This window comes from Flavobacterium sp. PL02 (genome assembly GCF_035013205.1).
In the GTDB taxonomy this organism is placed as follows: domain Bacteria; phylum Bacteroidota; class Bacteroidia; order Flavobacteriales; family Flavobacteriaceae; genus Flavobacterium.
Window position 1 is genome coordinate 130,287 of the sequence record NZ_JAYGJP010000003.1, and the last position, 15,161, is coordinate 145,447.

Below are 15,161 nucleotides of genomic sequence, written 5' to 3' on the forward strand. Positions count from 1 at the left end.
AAGGAAACCAACAAGTTGAAATAAAGATTCTGATTATCGGGATTTATAACTTCAATGTGTTACAAAACAATAAATAACAAAATAATTTTATAAATTATGACAACTTTTTTTGAAGGAATACAGTACTTATTCGTAAACATTTTATTTGCTCCACTTGATTTTTTACGTTCATTAGAACTTGTATCATGGTTTGGTGCTAATACAATTAACTGGATTTTCATGATTATCTGTGCAGCTGCAATGGTATATTGGATTAAACAATTACGCATTTTTGATGCAGCCGGAACAGAAAATCAAGATACTACGGCTCACTCTTTTTTAAAGTAAGTCGAAGCCAATATCTTTTCTAAAATACATCTTATCAAAATTTAGCTTGTCTATGTTTTGATAAGATTTTTTTATGGCCTCCTGGAAGTTGTCTCCATATGAAGTCACTGCCAAAACTCTTCCTCCATTACTTACCACATTGTTGTTATCCAACTTTGTTCCTGCATGGAAAACAATAGAATCTGAAATATTTTCTAATCCAGAAATTACTTTTCCTTTTTCAAAATCCTCTGGATAACCTCCTGAAACTACCATGATTGTCGTAGCACTTCTTGGATCTACCTCTAAAGAAATTGTATCTAGTTTTTCATTGGCTACAGCCAAGAACAATTCTACCAAATCAGTTTTTAATCTAGGAACTACAACTTCAGTTTCCGGATCACCCATTCTCACATTGTATTCTATAACGATTGGTTCATTCTTAACATTTATCAATCCGATAAATACAAAACCTTTGTACTCGATTCCGTCTTTTTGGAAACCTTCAATTGTTGGTTTTACGATGCGTGTTTCTATTTTTTCCATTAAAACAGCATCAACATAAGGAACTGGAGAAACTGCTCCCATTCCGCCTGTATTTAATCCTGTATCACCTTCGCCAATACGTTTGTAATCTTTGGCTGTTGGTAGGATTTTATAACTTTTTCCATCTGTTAATACAAAACAGCTTAGTTCAATACCATCAAGAAACTCTTCGATAACAACTTTTGAACTAGCTGCACCAAATTTTTCATGAACTAACATGTTTCTTAATTCGGTTTTAGCCTCTTCAAGATCCTGAATAATCAAAACTCCTTTTCCTGCTGCTAAACCATCTGCTTTTAAAACGTAAGGAGGTTGCAGCGTTTCTAGAAACTCACACCCTTTTTCTACAGTTTCTGCAGTAAAGCTATCGTAAGCTGCTGTTGGAATATTATGTTTCATCAAGAATTCTTTGGCAAACTCTTTACTTCCTTCAAGTTGAGCACCTAATTTTGATGGTCCGATAACCGGAATATGTTTTAAACTTTCGTCATTTTTAAAATAATCGTAAATCCCTTTTACCAATGGATCTTCGGGACCTACGACAACCATACCTATATTTTCCTGAATTACTAAAGTTTTTATCGCTTCAAAATCGGTTGGACTAATGTTTACATTATGGGCAATACCAGCTGTTCCGGCATTTCCTGGTGCAACAAATAGTTTTTCGCATAGCGGACTTTGAATCATTTTCCATGCAAATGCATGCTCTCTTCCTCCTGAACCCAATAGTAAAATTGTCATTGTATAGTTGTATTTAGTTGTGGTGCAAAAATAATTGCTTTTAACCTTAAAACAGAATTAATTTTTAAAAAGTTGTTGGTTGTTGAACTTTAGTTGTTGGTAAATATTATTTTTGGTGAAATTTATGCTCCAAATGCTTCGACTTTTTGATCTTTCTCTTCTTATAAATGGATTTCCGATTAAGGAAGCTAAAACTGAATTGAATACCATTATTCAGTTTTCTGAAGAGGAACATGCTTTATTTATTCAACATAAAAAAGAAGAAATCGTTGCTTATCATTTGCAAAACAATCCATTTTATACAACATTAGTTGGTGCTGCAAATATCAAAAATTGGAATGACTTACCTGTTTTGAACAAACAGAATTTGCAAAAACCTCTTTCTGAGAGGTTGTCTAAAGGTTATGCTATCAAAAACGTTTACCTCAACAAAACCTCTGGATCAAGCGGAACTCCTTTTGTTTTTGCCAAAGATAAATATTGTCATGCCCTAACTTGGGCTTCAAATATTATGCGTTTTGGTTGGCACGGAATAAATTTTAATACTTCGTATCAGGCACGTTTTTACGGTATTCCGATGGATTTTATCGGAAACAAAAAAGAACGCTTTAAAGATTTTTTAAGCAACCGTTACCGATTCCCTATTTTTAATTTATCTGATGCCGTTTTAGAAAGCTTTCTAAAAAAATTCAAAGCCAAAAAATTTGATTACCTCAACGGTTATACAAGTTCAATTGTTCTATTTGCTAAGTTTTTAGAAAAGAAAAACATCATATTAAAAGATATTTGTCCTAGTTTAAAAGTTTGTATCGTAACATCTGAAATGCTTTTTGAAAGTGATAAAATTCTTTTGAAGAAGCAATTTGGGATTCCGATCGTTAATGAATATGGAGCATCTGAACTTGATTTAATTGCTTTTGAAAATCCTAAAGGAGAATGGCAAATAAATGCAGAAACTCTTTTTATCGAGATTTTGGATGAAAATAATCAACCAGTCCCCAATGGAACTGAGGGTAAAGTTGTAATTACATCATTGTATAACAAAGCCCATCCGTTTATTAGATATGATATTGGAGACTTAGGGATTCTGGATGAAAAAAGTACATTACAAAAGCCTCTTTTAAAACAGTTAACAGGCAGAACCAACGATATTGCGGTATTGCCAAGCGGGAAAAAATCGCCTGGATTGACCTTTTATTATGTTACCAAAAGCATCATAGAAGACGATGGAAATGTAAAAGAGTTTATAATCAAACAAACGCAATTAGATTCTTTTGAAATAGAATATGTTAGTGATAATGAACTCGATAAAAACCAAATTCAGAAAATTGAAGCCGCAATTGCTCTCTATCTTGAACCTGATTTAAACTTCACTTTTACCCGAAAAACAGTTTTAGAAAGGACCAATCGCGGAAAACTAAAACAGTTTAAATCTTATTTATAATATAAATAAAATCTTACATTTGTTTTTTTAATTAAAACTCATGAACAATCAATCTCAGCTTTCTGAAGAAACTATCTCTGACAAAATTTACTTTATCCGTGGTCAAAAAGTATTGCTTGATTTTGATCTGGCTCATCTTTATGGAGTAGAAACTAGAAGACTTAATGAACAAGTAAAAAGAAATATATTACGATTTCCATCAGATTTCATGTTCCAACTTACGGAAATTGAATTAGAAAACTTGATGTCGCAAATTGCGACATCAAGTTGGGGAGGAATTAGAAAATTACCTTTTGCATTCACAGAACATGGTGTTTTAATGTTATCTAGTGTCCTAAAAAGTGATAAAGCAATTCAAACCAACATTCAAATTATGCGAATATTTACAAAGGTTAGAGAAATGCTTTTGGACACCACAGAGATTAAGGTTGATATCTTACAGATTCAAAAGAAATTAGAAAATCATGATAAAAATATTGAATTGGTGTTTTCTTATCTCGACGAATTAACAGAGAAAAAAGAGGACGGAAATGAAAGAGTAAAAATTGGATATAAAAAATAATTCTCTTATTCTTCAAGCTTACAAGTTGTGACCTTAAAATCTTGATGTCGCAAATTGCGTCTTCAAGTTTTTCTCAAAGACTTACTAAAAAAGAATTTAAAAATTGGAGGTCACAAATTGTGACCTTAAAGAATTATGTCTTCATATATCTTGGTTTAATAACCAATTGTGTGAACAAAAACCGAGTCATATAGATACAGGAAACCACAAAATTAAACCCATGGAATCGTCTGTAAACACCGAAATTATGTTTTATCAATTTGAACTTTGAAGATGAAATGGAATCTTTTCTTATTCTGTAATAAGCCAATGATTCAGGAACAGGTTTTGCTTCTTTGATTTGTTTTAAAATTGTGAGCCACAAACGCCAATCTTGCCTTTTTTGAGTCGCTTCTATTCTGATTTTTCCGAAAAATTCAACATCGTAAATTGCAGTTAAGTTCCCCACATAATTACAGAAGAACAATTCTTCGTAAGTTAAATTTATTGGAGCTTCTATCTTTTTATTTAAAACATTACCTTCTTCATCAATCCACTCATAAAAACTAAATGTAAACGGCAGATCCTTATCTTTTAAGAACTGTATTTGTTTTTCTAATTTTAAGGGAAACCATAAATCATCTGCATCAAGAAACGCAATATACCTTCCAGCTGCTTTATCTAAAGCTATGTTTCTGGCAAAACCATTTCCTGAATTTTTTTCTAATTCAGTTAGTTTTATTCGATTATCGTCTTGAGCAAATTCTTTTATTATTACTACTGTATTATCTGTAGATGCATCATCTACAATAATAATTTCCCAATGAGAATAACTTTGGTTAAGTACTGATTGTAATGTAGAGCGGATGAAATTTTCGCAATTGTACGTAGGGATTAAAATAGAAACTAAATCCATTAATATGCTTTTTCATCACCTTTGAGCGTATTATAAACGGTATCAAAAATGATTTTTATATCTAATAAAATAGACCAATTTTCCATATAAAAGATATCATATTTTACGCGATTGATAATGTCTTTGTCTGTTTCGACTTCACCACGAAAGCCGCTCGTTTGAGCTAATCCTGTAATGCCTGGTTTAACAAAATGGCGTACCATGAATTTATTAACCTGTACGGCATATCTTTCGGTATAACTAACCATATGCGGTCTTGGCCCAACTACCGACATATCGTTTTTTAGAACATTGAAAAACTGAGGTAATTCGTCAATACTGGTTTTCCTTATGAATCTACCAAGTTTAGTTACTCGCACATCGTTTTTAGTAATCTGATTCAAATGGGCCACATCATTCAATTTCATTGATCTAAACTTATAACAATCAAACTCTTTATTATTAAGTCCGTTTCGTCTTTGTTTAAAAAATATAGGTCCTTTGGTTTCTAATTTTATTAAAATGGCTAAAATTGGTGTTAACCAGGAAAGGAGCCCAATTAAAATTGTTAAGGAGAAGACAATATCAAAAGCACGTTTAATAACTTTATTAAATTTATCATCTAATCGAATATCTCTTAGTTTTATAACTGGTATGTAGTCATAATATTCGAACATAAAATTTCTGAAAAATATTTGTTTTTCGTCAGGAATAAATTTTAATGTCTTCAAATTATTATCTGCAAAATGAATAATATCTCTCATTTGTTTTTGAGATAAATCGGTCATAGAGCAATACATTTCATCTATTTTATGTACTAAAACAAAATCCAGCATTTTATTAATATGATCTTCCTTTTCACTTTCAATATCAAATATATGAATCAGTTTATAGCCGTAATCCAGATTTTCTGTGAAGAAGTTTTGCAGCGGGGTAACACTCTTGCTATTTCCCATTAAAACAACTCGTCTGGAATTACCTCCATAAAGAACTCTATATTTTTTTAGGAAAAAATAAACAGAAAACTTAATGGTTAATATCACCAGGAAAGATGCGCTAATAAACACAATCACTGCAGGTAAGCTTATTTTTTGAGAATAAAAATAAGCTATTGCAAATGTTATTAAACTAAATAAAACATACTGACTGAGTGCACAATTTAAGATTGCAATTACTTTGGTATATCGATATACTTCATAGAAACCTAAATGAACTGCGATACACAGCCAAGCGACGCTTAAAGCTATAGGAAATGCTATTTGATTAACAGGAAAATCAATTATATAAACCGCAAATACATTGATGATAATTAAATCTATCAAATATGAAAAGGGTCGGATATAACCTGAATATCTTCCTGTTTTTGTCCGCATTTATCTTATATAGTTTGAAAAATCTTTATGTTCCTCTTTAGAAAGTTCTTCTTTAGAAAGTGATTTAAAATAATCATATGTGATTTTCATACCGTCGGCACGATTTACTTTTGCTTCCCAACCAAGTAATTCTTTTGCCTTTGTAGTATCAGGTTGGCGCTGTAATGGATCGTTTATTGGTAACGGATGGTAAACTACTTTTTGGTTTGTTCCTGTAAGTTTTATAATTTCTTCAGCAAAATCTTTAATGGTAATTTCATCTGGGTTTCCAATATTAACCGGATACACATAATCTGAGTGTAGCAATCTGAAAATTCCTTCTACCTGATCATCTACATAACAAAATGAACGAGTTTGCATACCATCGCCAAAAATCGTTAAATCTTCGCCACGAAGTGCCTGACCGATAAAAGCAGGAATTACACGACCATCATTAAGTCGCATTCTTGGCCCGTAGGTATTAAAAATACGTACAATTCTGGTTTCTACACCATGAAATGTATGATACGCCATGGTAATCGATTCTTGAAAACGTTTAGCCTCATCATAAACTCCACGTGGTCCTATTGTATTTACATTACCATAGTATTCTTCTGTTTGTGGGTGAACCAATGGATCTCCATAAACCTCAGATGTTGAAGCTATCAAGATTCTTGCTTGTTTTACACGAGCCAATCCTAATAAATTATGTGTTCCTAATGAACCTACTTTTAAGGTTTGAATAGGAATTTTTAAATAATCTATCGGACTTGCTGGTGAAGCAAAATGTAGTATATAATCTAAATCTCCAGGAACATGTACAAATTTTGTGATATCGTGATGATAAAATTCGAAACTTTCAAGTTTAAATAAATGCTCGATGTTTTTTAAATCACCAGTAATTAAGTTATCCATTCCGATAACATAATAACCTTCTTTTATAAAACGGTCGCAAAGATGTGAACCTAAAAATCCTGCTGCTCCTGTAATAAGTATTCTTTTCATTGTATTTTTTGTATGTGGCAAATGTAATTGAATTTATAAATTACATTCTTTAAAATATTGTAATCTAATCTTTGCGATAACATCAATCGCAAATTTGTTTTTTGTTTTATCAAGGGCACTTTTGTACCCTTGTATGTAATGCTATTACTTAACGTTAAAAATCTGCTCTAGAATTTTTATCGTAATCAAATATGTTGGTTTTACACCTGTTGTTCCTAATCCTCCAGAAGCCAAAGTACTTCCTGTTTCTAATGGGTTATCTGATGCATAATAAGCATATCTAACTTTTATATCATGCGGAACGCTTTTTCTAATTTTTGAAGCCGATTGAATTGCTTTTTGGTAATATGATCCTTCCATTTCCAGACCAATAACGCTCCAAGTCGATTCGTGAAAGAATTTTAATAAATCACGGTTTTGTAATGATGTTCCTAACACGGTAACCATTGCTCCTTCAAAAACTGCAATATCATTTCCTTCAAACATTGCTCCTTTTAATTCATTCTCGAAAAAGTAATTATCTGCAGTTCCTTCATTTATATGCGCTGTAGGAATCATAATATCTCCTTTTCCTCCTTCTAAAATTCCTGCTTTACCCATAATCGAAACCGATTTTACGTTAAGTAGTGTATCTTTTTTATAAGGTTTTAGTAACTCATCGATTGTTTCATAAGCTTGTTCTCCAAACGCATAATCCATAACTATGATTACTGGTTTTTTATCTCCTAAATCGGCTTTTGGAAAAGCTGTTTTTGCCCAATCAATCTTAGCCGTATCAAAAATTTGTACATCGATATTTGTTCCTGAAGTATCCAGTAACGAAATCATTCCGTTTTTCAAGGCAACTGTTTCAACATCTTTACGAATTGCATTTGCTCCTGACTTGCTTAATTCTTCATAAATAAAGAAATCAGACTTGTCCTTGAATTTAGTTTTTAAAACTGGTGTTGCAAAGATAGAATTCATTACACTATGCATGTTAGCACTTATAACATGTATAGGACGGTCAAGAAGCGCATTTGCTTTTAAAACCTCCTTGATGTTTGTTGCCCAGATTTCTCCGTGAATATGGTGTCCTAAACGCTCTCTCAAAATAGGACTGAATGTAATTGTACGTTTATTATTCTCAACAACTTCTTCGATAGCTAGTTTTCCTAACCAGTAAATGATATGTAAAAACCTGTCTGGTTCAGCTTCTGATCCAAAAGCATCGTAGATATTAAGAACATCTTCAAATGTTCTTCCTAAGATATTTGCAACGTGCGATATTGCTTTTTCTTTCTCTACTAATGGCAACTTTTTGGTTTGCATTACTGCAAGTTCTAGTTTTAACCAATCACGAGAAACTTCGCCTCCATCATCTAATAAAACTCTGTTTCTTATTTTATGAGATTCGATGAAGATAAAAGTCAAATGCGTTAAAATATCGTAGATGTCAGAACGTCCACGGGTAATTTCCACGTTCATTTGCTCCTCGTCGATTCTATAGCAATTTCTTCTTCTTTTTGGAGGAACAATTGCTTGAAAATGCGATTTAGAATATCCTTCGTCTGAAGTTAAATTAATAAAACGACATTGTTCAATTCCTACCGGAAGTCGTTCTATAACATATAAAAGTCCGTTAAGTTCTACTTTCTCTTCGGCAATATTTCCGTAAATTTCTGGTCGTAAAGCTAATAATGCTTCACGTAATGTATCGCCCGAGATTCCCATTGGTTTATAAAAACCTCTGTTAAACAAATGGCGCATTGTAATGTACATTTTTTCGATAGCAGCTGATGATTCTTGTGCTCTTGATCTCGAAATGTTTTTTGATTCTTTCATGCTTAATATATTTTTTGAAACTTTTAAGTTTTATTCATTTTTTAATGCGTCTGCTATATCTCTGTTATTAGACAGTCGCGGAATTTTGTTTTGTCCTCCTAATTTCCCTTGGGATTTCATATAATCCTGGAAACCATTTTTAGTAACTTTGGTTATCACAACCTTTTGCAAAATATTTCCAGTAATTAAATCGTCGTAATAAATGTTTTGCTTTCGCATAGAATCATCTATTGCTTCGGCGAAAGTTAACATATTTTCTGGTTCATTTTCAAATTCTACAAACCATTCATGATATGGTAATCCTTCTGTTGGATTTATTTGTGGTGCAACAGTAAATTCATTTATACGGATATTGGTGTTTTCCATGGCTTCTTTCATAGCGTTTTCGACCTCATTACCAATAACATGCTCTCCAAATGCCGAAATATAATGCTTGATTCTTCCTGATACAATAACTCGATGCGGATATAAAGATATAAACTGAACAGTATCTCCAATATTATAACCCCAAAGCCCGGCATTTGTAGATATAATCAAGACATAATTTATTCCTAACTCTACCTCTCCTATTGTTAATCGTTTTGGATTTTCGCTAAAGAACTCATCTGCTTTTATAAACTCATAAAAAATTCCCGAGTTCAATAACAAAAGCATTCCTTTAGATTTTTGAGAATCCTGGTAAGCAAAGAACCCTTCCGAAGCAGGAAACAACTCGATACTATCAACTTTTCTTCCAATCAGGTTTTCAAACTTCGCGCGGTATGGTTCGTAGTTAACTCCACCGTAAATAAAGAGATTGAAGTTTTTAAACAAATCTCCTACTTTCTTTCCGCTTTTCTCTTCTAATCGCTCAAAATACATTTGTACCCAAGACGGAATTCCCGAAATAATAGTCATATCCTGATCTATTGTTTCACCTACAATTGCATTAATTTTAGTTTCCCAATCTTCAATACAATTAGTTTCCCATGATGGTAAACGGTTTTTTTGAAGATATTTTGGCACAAAATGAGCTGCAATACCAGATAAGCGGCCTAGTTTTATTCCGTTTTTTTCTATCAATTCAGGACTTCCTTGCAAGAAAATCATTTTACCATCTACAAAATCAGCATTTCTCGTTTCATGAATATAATGCAAAATCGCATTTCTTGAAGCCTCAATATGATATGGCATTGATTCTTTGGTAAGCGGAATATACTTTGCTCCCGAAGTTGTACCAGATGTTTTAGCAAAATAAAGTGGTTTTCCTTTCCAGAGAATGTCTTTTTCACCCAATCGTACTTTATCTATATATGACTTTAAATCTTCGTAATCTCTTACAGGTACATAGTTTTTAAAATCCTGAATGGTTTTTATTTTATCAAAGTGATGATCTTTTCCAAACTCAGTATCTTTTGCACCATTTATCAAACTCTTAAAAACCTTCATTTGAGTTTCGACAGGTTTTTTGGCCCAAGCCTGTGTATTGTTATAAATTTTGCTGGCAAATAATTTTGCAGCGACTGATTTTATAGACATTCTTTACTTTTGTTTTTTATCACTTTTATTCTTTTTAACAGAACTAGTGTTTTCCTTTTTTTCTTCGTTTGCCACTTCCTCACGCAGTTTTAATTCCTCTTCGGATGGAGCTAAGTTTACATCTTCCTCTTTTACTTCAACACTCGACAAGATTGAATCTTTATTAAATTTAGCATATTCTAATTGGCCTGTTAGCACTTTTTGAATAGATTTAATATAAGTTTCATTTTTCTTTAACGCCACCGTTAATGAATCAGATTTTAGAGCTAATTCGGTTGCATTTCTCTTTAATTCAGTTGATGAATATCCTGGTATAAATTCTCTTAACGGAGTAAATGCTATAATAAAAGTTGTAATTAATATTAAAAAAATTGCTCCAAGAGTGGCTACCACAAAAACATTCATGAGGTTAAGTTTGAAAGAAAAAATTTCTTCAAAAGTATCTTCGTTCAAAATAACCAAACGGTTTTTGACAAACAATTTCTTTCTAAACTTGATTCGTTTTAATTTTTTCTCAGACATCGTGGTACTTTAATTGACAAATATAATAATTAATACTGTTGATAAAACGGACAAAATGCAATAGGACTGCCTTTAAAATAGGTTTTTATTAAATATTTAACTTAACAAGAAATAAATTTTTTATAATAAAACCAATTCATATTAACTAATTCTGTATACCTTTGCTTTTATTATATACAAATTTGCTCCGGCAATTAATTATTCAATCATGGGAAGATTAGGTGTTACAGAAATCCTTGTTATATTAGCAGTTGTTTTATTACTTTTTGGAGGTAAAAAAATTCCAGAATTAATGAAAGGTTTAGGTAGTGGAATTAAAGAATTTAAAAACGCTGCAAAAGACGATAACAAAGAACCTGCTGATAAAAAAGAAGAAGAAGAAAAAAAATAGACTTTTAAGTTCTCAAGTCTTAAAATTCGAAATCCCAATAAATATATTGGGATTTCGAATTTTTTTGTTTTTATAATATCATCGTTAACTGAATACGCTTTCTATCCTCATCAACCTCAGTTACTTTTACATCTACATGTTGATGTAGCTTTACTACTTCGTTTACATCGCTTACAAAACCAGCTTTAAGTTGAGAAATGTGAACCAATCCGCTTTCTTTAACACCAATGTCAACAAAACAACCAAAGTTGGTGATGTTATTAACAATTCCAGGTAATATCATTCCAGTTTTTACGTCTTTTATCGTTTTTACATTCGGATCAAATTCAAAAACCTTAGCTGATTTTCTAGGATCCAAACCTGGTTTTTCTAATTCTTTAATGATATCCTTTAATGTTAATAAACCTATTTCTGGCGTAATATAATTTTCCGGTTTTATTAAAGCTGTTCGTTCTTTATTGGCAATAAGATCATTAACGGTTAATTTTAAATCTTTAGCCATCTTTTCAACAATACCGTATGCTTCAGGATGTACTGCCGAATTATCCAATGGATTTTTAGCATTGGTGATTCTAATAAAAGCAGCTCCTTGTTGGTAGGCTTTATCTCCTAAACGAGGTACTTTTTTTAATTGTTTACGATCTTCAAAAGGACCATTTTCCGAACGATATTGTACAATATTCTCGGCAAGCTTCTCTCCTATTCCACTCACATAACTTAATAAGTGTTTACTCGCCGTGTTTATGTTTATTCCCACCGAGTTCACACAACGAATTACGGTGTTGTCTAGTTCTTCTTTTAATTTTGATTGATCAACATCATGTTGATATTGTCCTACCCCAATTGCTTTTGGATCAATTTTTACCAATTCTGCCAATGGATCCGAAAGTCGTCGCCCTATAGAAACCGATCCACGAACCGTAACATCATAATCAGGAAACTCTTCACGAGCAATTTTAGATGCCGAATATACCGATGCTCCAGCCTCAGAAACTATAAATACCTGAACTGGTTTATCAAACGCGATTTTTTTGATAAAGAACTCTGTTTCACGTGAAGCTGTTCCGTTACCAATAGAAATTGCATCTATTTTATAAGAGTTTACCATCGAGCGAATTTTTTTCATCGCCATAGCATCTTCATGTTGTGGTGCGTGCGGATAAATAGTTTCATTGTATAACAAATCTCCTTTTTCGTCCAGACAAACCACTTTACAACCACTTCTAAATCCTGGATCAATAGCTAAAATTCGTTTTTCCCCAAGTGGCGGCGCAAGCAATAATTGTCCTAGATTATTAGCAAATACCTGAATAGAATTTGCATCAGCTTTTGCTTTAGCTTCTTGCAACGTTTCATTTCCTATAGCAGGATTCAACAACCGTTTATAACTATCCTCAATCGCTAACTGTATATGTGGTGTTGTGTTATTTTGTCCTTTTATAACCAGTTCATCAATAACATCATAGGCTTCGTCAATATCAACTTCGACTTTCATTTTTACAAATCCTTCGTTTTCAGCACGAAGCATTGCCAATAATCGGTGTGATGGTGCTTTTGTCAATGGTTCTGACCAATCGAAATACTGATTGAACTTTTGCGCATTTTCATCATCTTTCTTAGTCTTTACAACCTTGGTCGCTATTGTCGATTTACGTTGGTATAATCTACGTAATTGCTTACGAACGTAAATATTTTCGTTAATCCATTCGGCAATGATATCACGAGCTCCTTGCAAAGCAGCTTCTTCGTTTATAACATTGTCATTAATATATTGAGTCGAAATAAAATCAACATCATCATTACCTTGCGACATAATGATTTTTGCCAACGGTTCAAGACCATTTTCACGAGCCACATCGGCCTTAGTCTTTTTCTTCTTTTTAAAAGGAAGGTAGAAATCCTCTATCTCTTGTAAATCAAAACTTTGTTCTATTTTTTGTTTTAATTCTGGGGTAAGCAATTTTTGTTCTTCTATCGATTTTAAAACCGCTTCTTTACGTTTTACAATAACTTCGTATTCTTTTTGCAGTTTTGCAATTTGCTCAATTACAACTTCGTCAAGATTTCCTGTAGTATCTTTTCGATATCTTGAAATAAACGGAATTGTACAATCTTCCTCTAATAATTTAACTGTGTTTTGAATGTTAATCGCTGCTGTTTGAACAGACTTAGCAATGAATTGAATATTAGTCATTCTTATTTAATTTTAACCACAAAGATGCAAAGTGTTTTACAAAGTTTGCAATGGTTTTAGTTATTTATTGGTTTAACGTTATCAAAATTGAACTAAATTTTTTAATTCTAATTTACTTTAGCTTTTTTTTATCCGGAGGCAAAAAGTTTTCTCCTGTTACTACACTTTTCCCTGTTTTATCTTCTAAAGCTATACGCGCATTTTTGGCAATAGCTCCTCCTTTTTTGCTTGCTTTCGCATTTTCTATAAGTCCTTTTGCTTCATCACTTTCAGCAATTTGTCGAGTAGAAAGTTCTGCTAAAGCGGTAAAAATTAGTTCTGCTTCAGACATATGATCTCTCAAATTTTGAGATTCTAATCCTTTTACTTCTTTATGCTTCTTTACAGATAATCCAGTCCATTCTTGGTGAATGATATTTGTCAGCATCGCAAATTCGTCCTTTTTTTCAACTCCAGATTCTTTCCAGTAATCAGTCAATTTATTACGTGTCTCCTGCCCTGTCATTCGTTGTTGAATCCATTTTTCGCTGCGTCCTAAATTTTGCCAATTTTCGCGGGCGCGATCTAAACTTTGAGCCGGATCAGCCAATTCTTGAATCCTTTCATAGCCTACTTTAGCCAACCATTGCTTAAAAGGTTCTGCTTTTGGAGAAGGAATAGATTGAATTAATCGTAATAAAGTTTCAGTATCTGCGGTGTCTGTCAATCTGTTTTTTCCATCTTCAGCAATCATTTTGAACTGTCGACAAACTGTCGACAGTTCAAATCCGTCTTCAGTTTTAACTCTAATTTTCATTTTATACCAATAGTCCCTTGGATTAAGACTATCTGTTAAAATCTCAATCACATCAATTACCGAAAAATACCAAATTTCCTTTTCAGCATCATAATGGCTTCTTACTTTTTTTTGCTCAAATAATTGTACTGGACTCATTGATTATGAATTACATTTTTTATATTCTTTCCCTAAATTTTGATGGGACTAAAATAATATCTTTGTTTTTAATTTTAAGCCAATGAAAGTTTTATTACTATACTTTTTTATCATAAATACTATTGCTTTTATCTTAGCTGGATACGATAAATATTTAGCTGTTAAACATAAACGTAGAATATCCGAAAATATGCTGTTTTCAATAACTGCTCTTGGCGGTTCTGTTGGTTTATTATTAGCAATGCTATTGTTTAGACATAAAACAAGTAAACCTTCTTTTATGATAAAATATGCAGGTATTATCCTCCTTCAGGTCGTAATCGCTTTCCTTATATTTTTTTATTACTGTGATGCCGAAACTCTTGCTTGGTTTATGGTAAGTAACAATAAATAGTATTGTTTTTATGTTGTTAACAACTACATAAATAGCTATTTATCAAATAATTAAATCTACCATTTTAAAAAAATTTACTTCGAGTTTTTTTGTTAGATTCTTATTAGTAATGCTATTCTTCAAACATAAAACGAGCAAACTTCCTTCCGTCATTAAATACTCTATATTATTTTCTTTAAATAGTAATGCTGACTTTATAATTGCAATCAAAAAAATGTGCTTTTTTAATCAAATCTAGTAATAAAGAGTGTTGTTTTCACATTGTTAACAACTCCACAAATAGCAATTTATCAATTAATTAAATTCAACATTTTTAAAAATTTACCAATACTACATTTGCAATATTCATTATTAACAATGGTATTAAATAAACATAAAATAACTAAACCTTCTTTTATAATAAATAGAAGAACTGTTCTTGATAATCACAATCAAAAAAATAGTGTTTTGTTAATCAAATTCATTAATAAAAAAGTGTTGTTACTTCCATTGTTAACAACTCCACAAACATCTATTTATCAAATAATTAAATCTAATATTTTTTTAAAAATTTA

Annotated in this window: 14 protein-coding genes; 5 read left to right on the forward strand and 9 right to left on the reverse strand. The window is 31.9% G+C overall.

The window, feature by feature from the left end; all coding sequences use genetic code 11:
- The first annotated feature begins 96 nt into the window (after positions 1-96).
- A complete protein-coding gene (locus SHI72_RS11600) occupies positions 97-327 on the forward strand; it encodes a DUF6341 family protein (RefSeq protein ID WP_035620182.1) in 231 nt (76 codons plus the stop codon).
- On the opposite strand, the gene purD is transcribed toward SHI72_RS11600, so the two are convergent.
- Entirely contained in the window at positions 319-1,593 is a 1,275-nt protein-coding gene (purD, locus tag SHI72_RS11605) for a phosphoribosylamine--glycine ligase (RefSeq protein ID WP_039118614.1), read from the reverse strand. The genes SHI72_RS11600 and purD overlap by 9 nt on opposite strands.
- A gap of 133 nt (positions 1,594-1,726) precedes the next feature.
- Here purD and SHI72_RS11610 point away from each other — a divergent pair, with 133 nt between their 5' ends.
- Positions 1,727-3,037, forward strand: a complete 1,311-nt coding sequence (locus SHI72_RS11610) for a phenylacetate--CoA ligase family protein (protein ID WP_323490048.1) — start codon at positions 1,727-1,729, stop codon at positions 3,035-3,037.
- Positions 3,038-3,077: 40 nt separating this feature from the next.
- Positions 3,078-3,599: an ORF6N domain-containing protein gene (locus tag SHI72_RS11615; RefSeq protein WP_323490049.1), complete on the forward strand. Its 522-nt coding sequence runs from the start codon at positions 3,078-3,080 to the stop codon at positions 3,597-3,599.
- Between the two features lie 133 nt (positions 3,600-3,732).
- Here SHI72_RS11615 and SHI72_RS11620 read toward each other — a convergent pair whose 3' ends face one another.
- The 6 genes from SHI72_RS11620 to SHI72_RS11645 all read right to left on the reverse strand — a co-directional run bounded on the left by SHI72_RS11620 (position 3,733) and on the right by SHI72_RS11645 (position 10,694).
- Positions 3,733-4,494 carry a glycosyltransferase family 2 protein gene (locus tag SHI72_RS11620; protein ID WP_323490050.1) on the reverse strand — a complete coding sequence of 254 codons (762 nt, stop codon included), beginning with the start codon at positions 4,492-4,494 and terminating at the stop codon, positions 3,733-3,735.
- Entirely contained in the window at positions 4,494-5,846 is a 1,353-nt protein-coding gene (locus SHI72_RS11625) for an exopolysaccharide biosynthesis polyprenyl glycosylphosphotransferase (RefSeq protein ID WP_323490051.1), read from the reverse strand. Before SHI72_RS11625 ends, SHI72_RS11620 begins: the two co-directional genes overlap by 1 nt.
- A complete protein-coding gene (locus SHI72_RS11630) occupies positions 5,847-6,830 on the reverse strand; it encodes a UDP-glucuronic acid decarboxylase family protein (protein WP_035620191.1) in 984 nt (327 codons plus the stop codon).
- A gap of 144 nt (positions 6,831-6,974) precedes the next feature.
- Positions 6,975-8,654: a DUF6909 family protein gene (locus SHI72_RS11635; protein ID WP_323490052.1), complete on the reverse strand. Its 1,680-nt coding sequence runs from the start codon at positions 8,652-8,654 to the stop codon at positions 6,975-6,977.
- Between the two features lie 30 nt (positions 8,655-8,684).
- Complete coding sequence (locus SHI72_RS11640) at positions 8,685-10,172, reverse strand: GH3 auxin-responsive promoter family protein (protein WP_323490053.1); 1,488 nt, start codon at positions 10,170-10,172, stop codon at positions 8,685-8,687.
- A 3-nt stretch (positions 10,173-10,175) separates the two neighbouring features.
- Positions 10,176-10,694, reverse strand: coding sequence for a hypothetical protein (locus SHI72_RS11645; RefSeq protein WP_039118620.1), 519 nt, complete (start codon positions 10,692-10,694; stop codon positions 10,176-10,178).
- 208 nt (positions 10,695-10,902) lie between these two features.
- Between SHI72_RS11645 and tatA the strand changes: the two genes are divergently transcribed.
- Positions 10,903-11,085, forward strand: a complete 183-nt coding sequence (tatA, locus tag SHI72_RS11650; RefSeq protein WP_035620201.1) for a twin-arginine translocase TatA/TatE family subunit — start codon at positions 10,903-10,905, stop codon at positions 11,083-11,085.
- 70 nt (positions 11,086-11,155) lie between these two features.
- Here tatA and SHI72_RS11655 read toward each other — a convergent pair whose 3' ends face one another.
- Both SHI72_RS11655 and SHI72_RS11660 read right to left on the reverse strand, forming a co-directional pair.
- Entirely contained in the window at positions 11,156-13,279 is a 2,124-nt protein-coding gene (locus SHI72_RS11655) for a Tex family protein (protein ID WP_039118621.1), read from the reverse strand.
- 112 nt (positions 13,280-13,391) lie between these two features.
- Positions 13,392-14,213 (reverse strand): BRO family protein, encoded by an 822-nt coding sequence (locus tag SHI72_RS11660; protein ID WP_323490054.1) that lies wholly within the window; start codon positions 14,211-14,213, stop codon positions 13,392-13,394.
- 82 nt (positions 14,214-14,295) lie between these two features.
- Here SHI72_RS11660 and SHI72_RS11665 point away from each other — a divergent pair, with 82 nt between their 5' ends.
- Positions 14,296-14,607: a DUF1294 domain-containing protein gene (locus tag SHI72_RS11665; protein ID WP_323490055.1), complete on the forward strand. Its 312-nt coding sequence runs from the start codon at positions 14,296-14,298 to the stop codon at positions 14,605-14,607.
- Positions 14,608-15,161 lie beyond the last annotated feature (554 nt).

What these genes read in the sequence shown, in the direction of transcription:
- SHI72_RS11600 (WP_035620182.1), top strand. Translation starts at nt 97, where the DNA reads ATGACAACTTTTTTTGAAGGAATACAGTACTTATTCGTAAACATTTTA.
- purD (WP_039118614.1), bottom strand. Translation starts at nt 1,593, where the DNA reads ATGACAATTTTACTATTGGGTTCAGGAGGAAGAGAGCATGCATTTGCA.
- SHI72_RS11610 (WP_323490048.1), top strand. Translation starts at nt 1,727, where the DNA reads ATGCTTCGACTTTTTGATCTTTCTCTTCTTATAAATGGATTTCCGATT.
- SHI72_RS11615 (WP_323490049.1), top strand. Translation starts at nt 3,078, where the DNA reads ATGAACAATCAATCTCAGCTTTCTGAAGAAACTATCTCTGACAAAATT.
- SHI72_RS11620 (WP_323490050.1), bottom strand. Translation starts at nt 4,494, where the DNA reads ATGGATTTAGTTTCTATTTTAATCCCTACGTACAATTGCGAAAATTTC.
- SHI72_RS11625 (WP_323490051.1), bottom strand. Translation starts at nt 5,846, where the DNA reads ATGCGGACAAAAACAGGAAGATATTCAGGTTATATCCGACCCTTTTCA.
- SHI72_RS11630 (WP_035620191.1), bottom strand. Translation starts at nt 6,830, where the DNA reads ATGAAAAGAATACTTATTACAGGAGCAGCAGGATTTTTAGGTTCACAT.
- SHI72_RS11635 (WP_323490052.1), bottom strand. Translation starts at nt 8,654, where the DNA reads ATGAAAGAATCAAAAAACATTTCGAGATCAAGAGCACAAGAATCATCA.
- SHI72_RS11640 (WP_323490053.1), bottom strand. Translation starts at nt 10,172, where the DNA reads ATGTCTATAAAATCAGTCGCTGCAAAATTATTTGCCAGCAAAATTTAT.
- SHI72_RS11645 (WP_039118620.1), bottom strand. Translation starts at nt 10,694, where the DNA reads ATGTCTGAGAAAAAATTAAAACGAATCAAGTTTAGAAAGAAATTGTTT.
- tatA (WP_035620201.1), top strand. Translation starts at nt 10,903, where the DNA reads ATGGGAAGATTAGGTGTTACAGAAATCCTTGTTATATTAGCAGTTGTT.
- SHI72_RS11655 (WP_039118621.1), bottom strand. Translation starts at nt 13,279, where the DNA reads ATGACTAATATTCAATTCATTGCTAAGTCTGTTCAAACAGCAGCGATT.
- SHI72_RS11660 (WP_323490054.1), bottom strand. Translation starts at nt 14,213, where the DNA reads ATGAGTCCAGTACAATTATTTGAGCAAAAAAAAGTAAGAAGCCATTAT.
- SHI72_RS11665 (WP_323490055.1), top strand. Translation starts at nt 14,296, where the DNA reads ATGAAAGTTTTATTACTATACTTTTTTATCATAAATACTATTGCTTTT.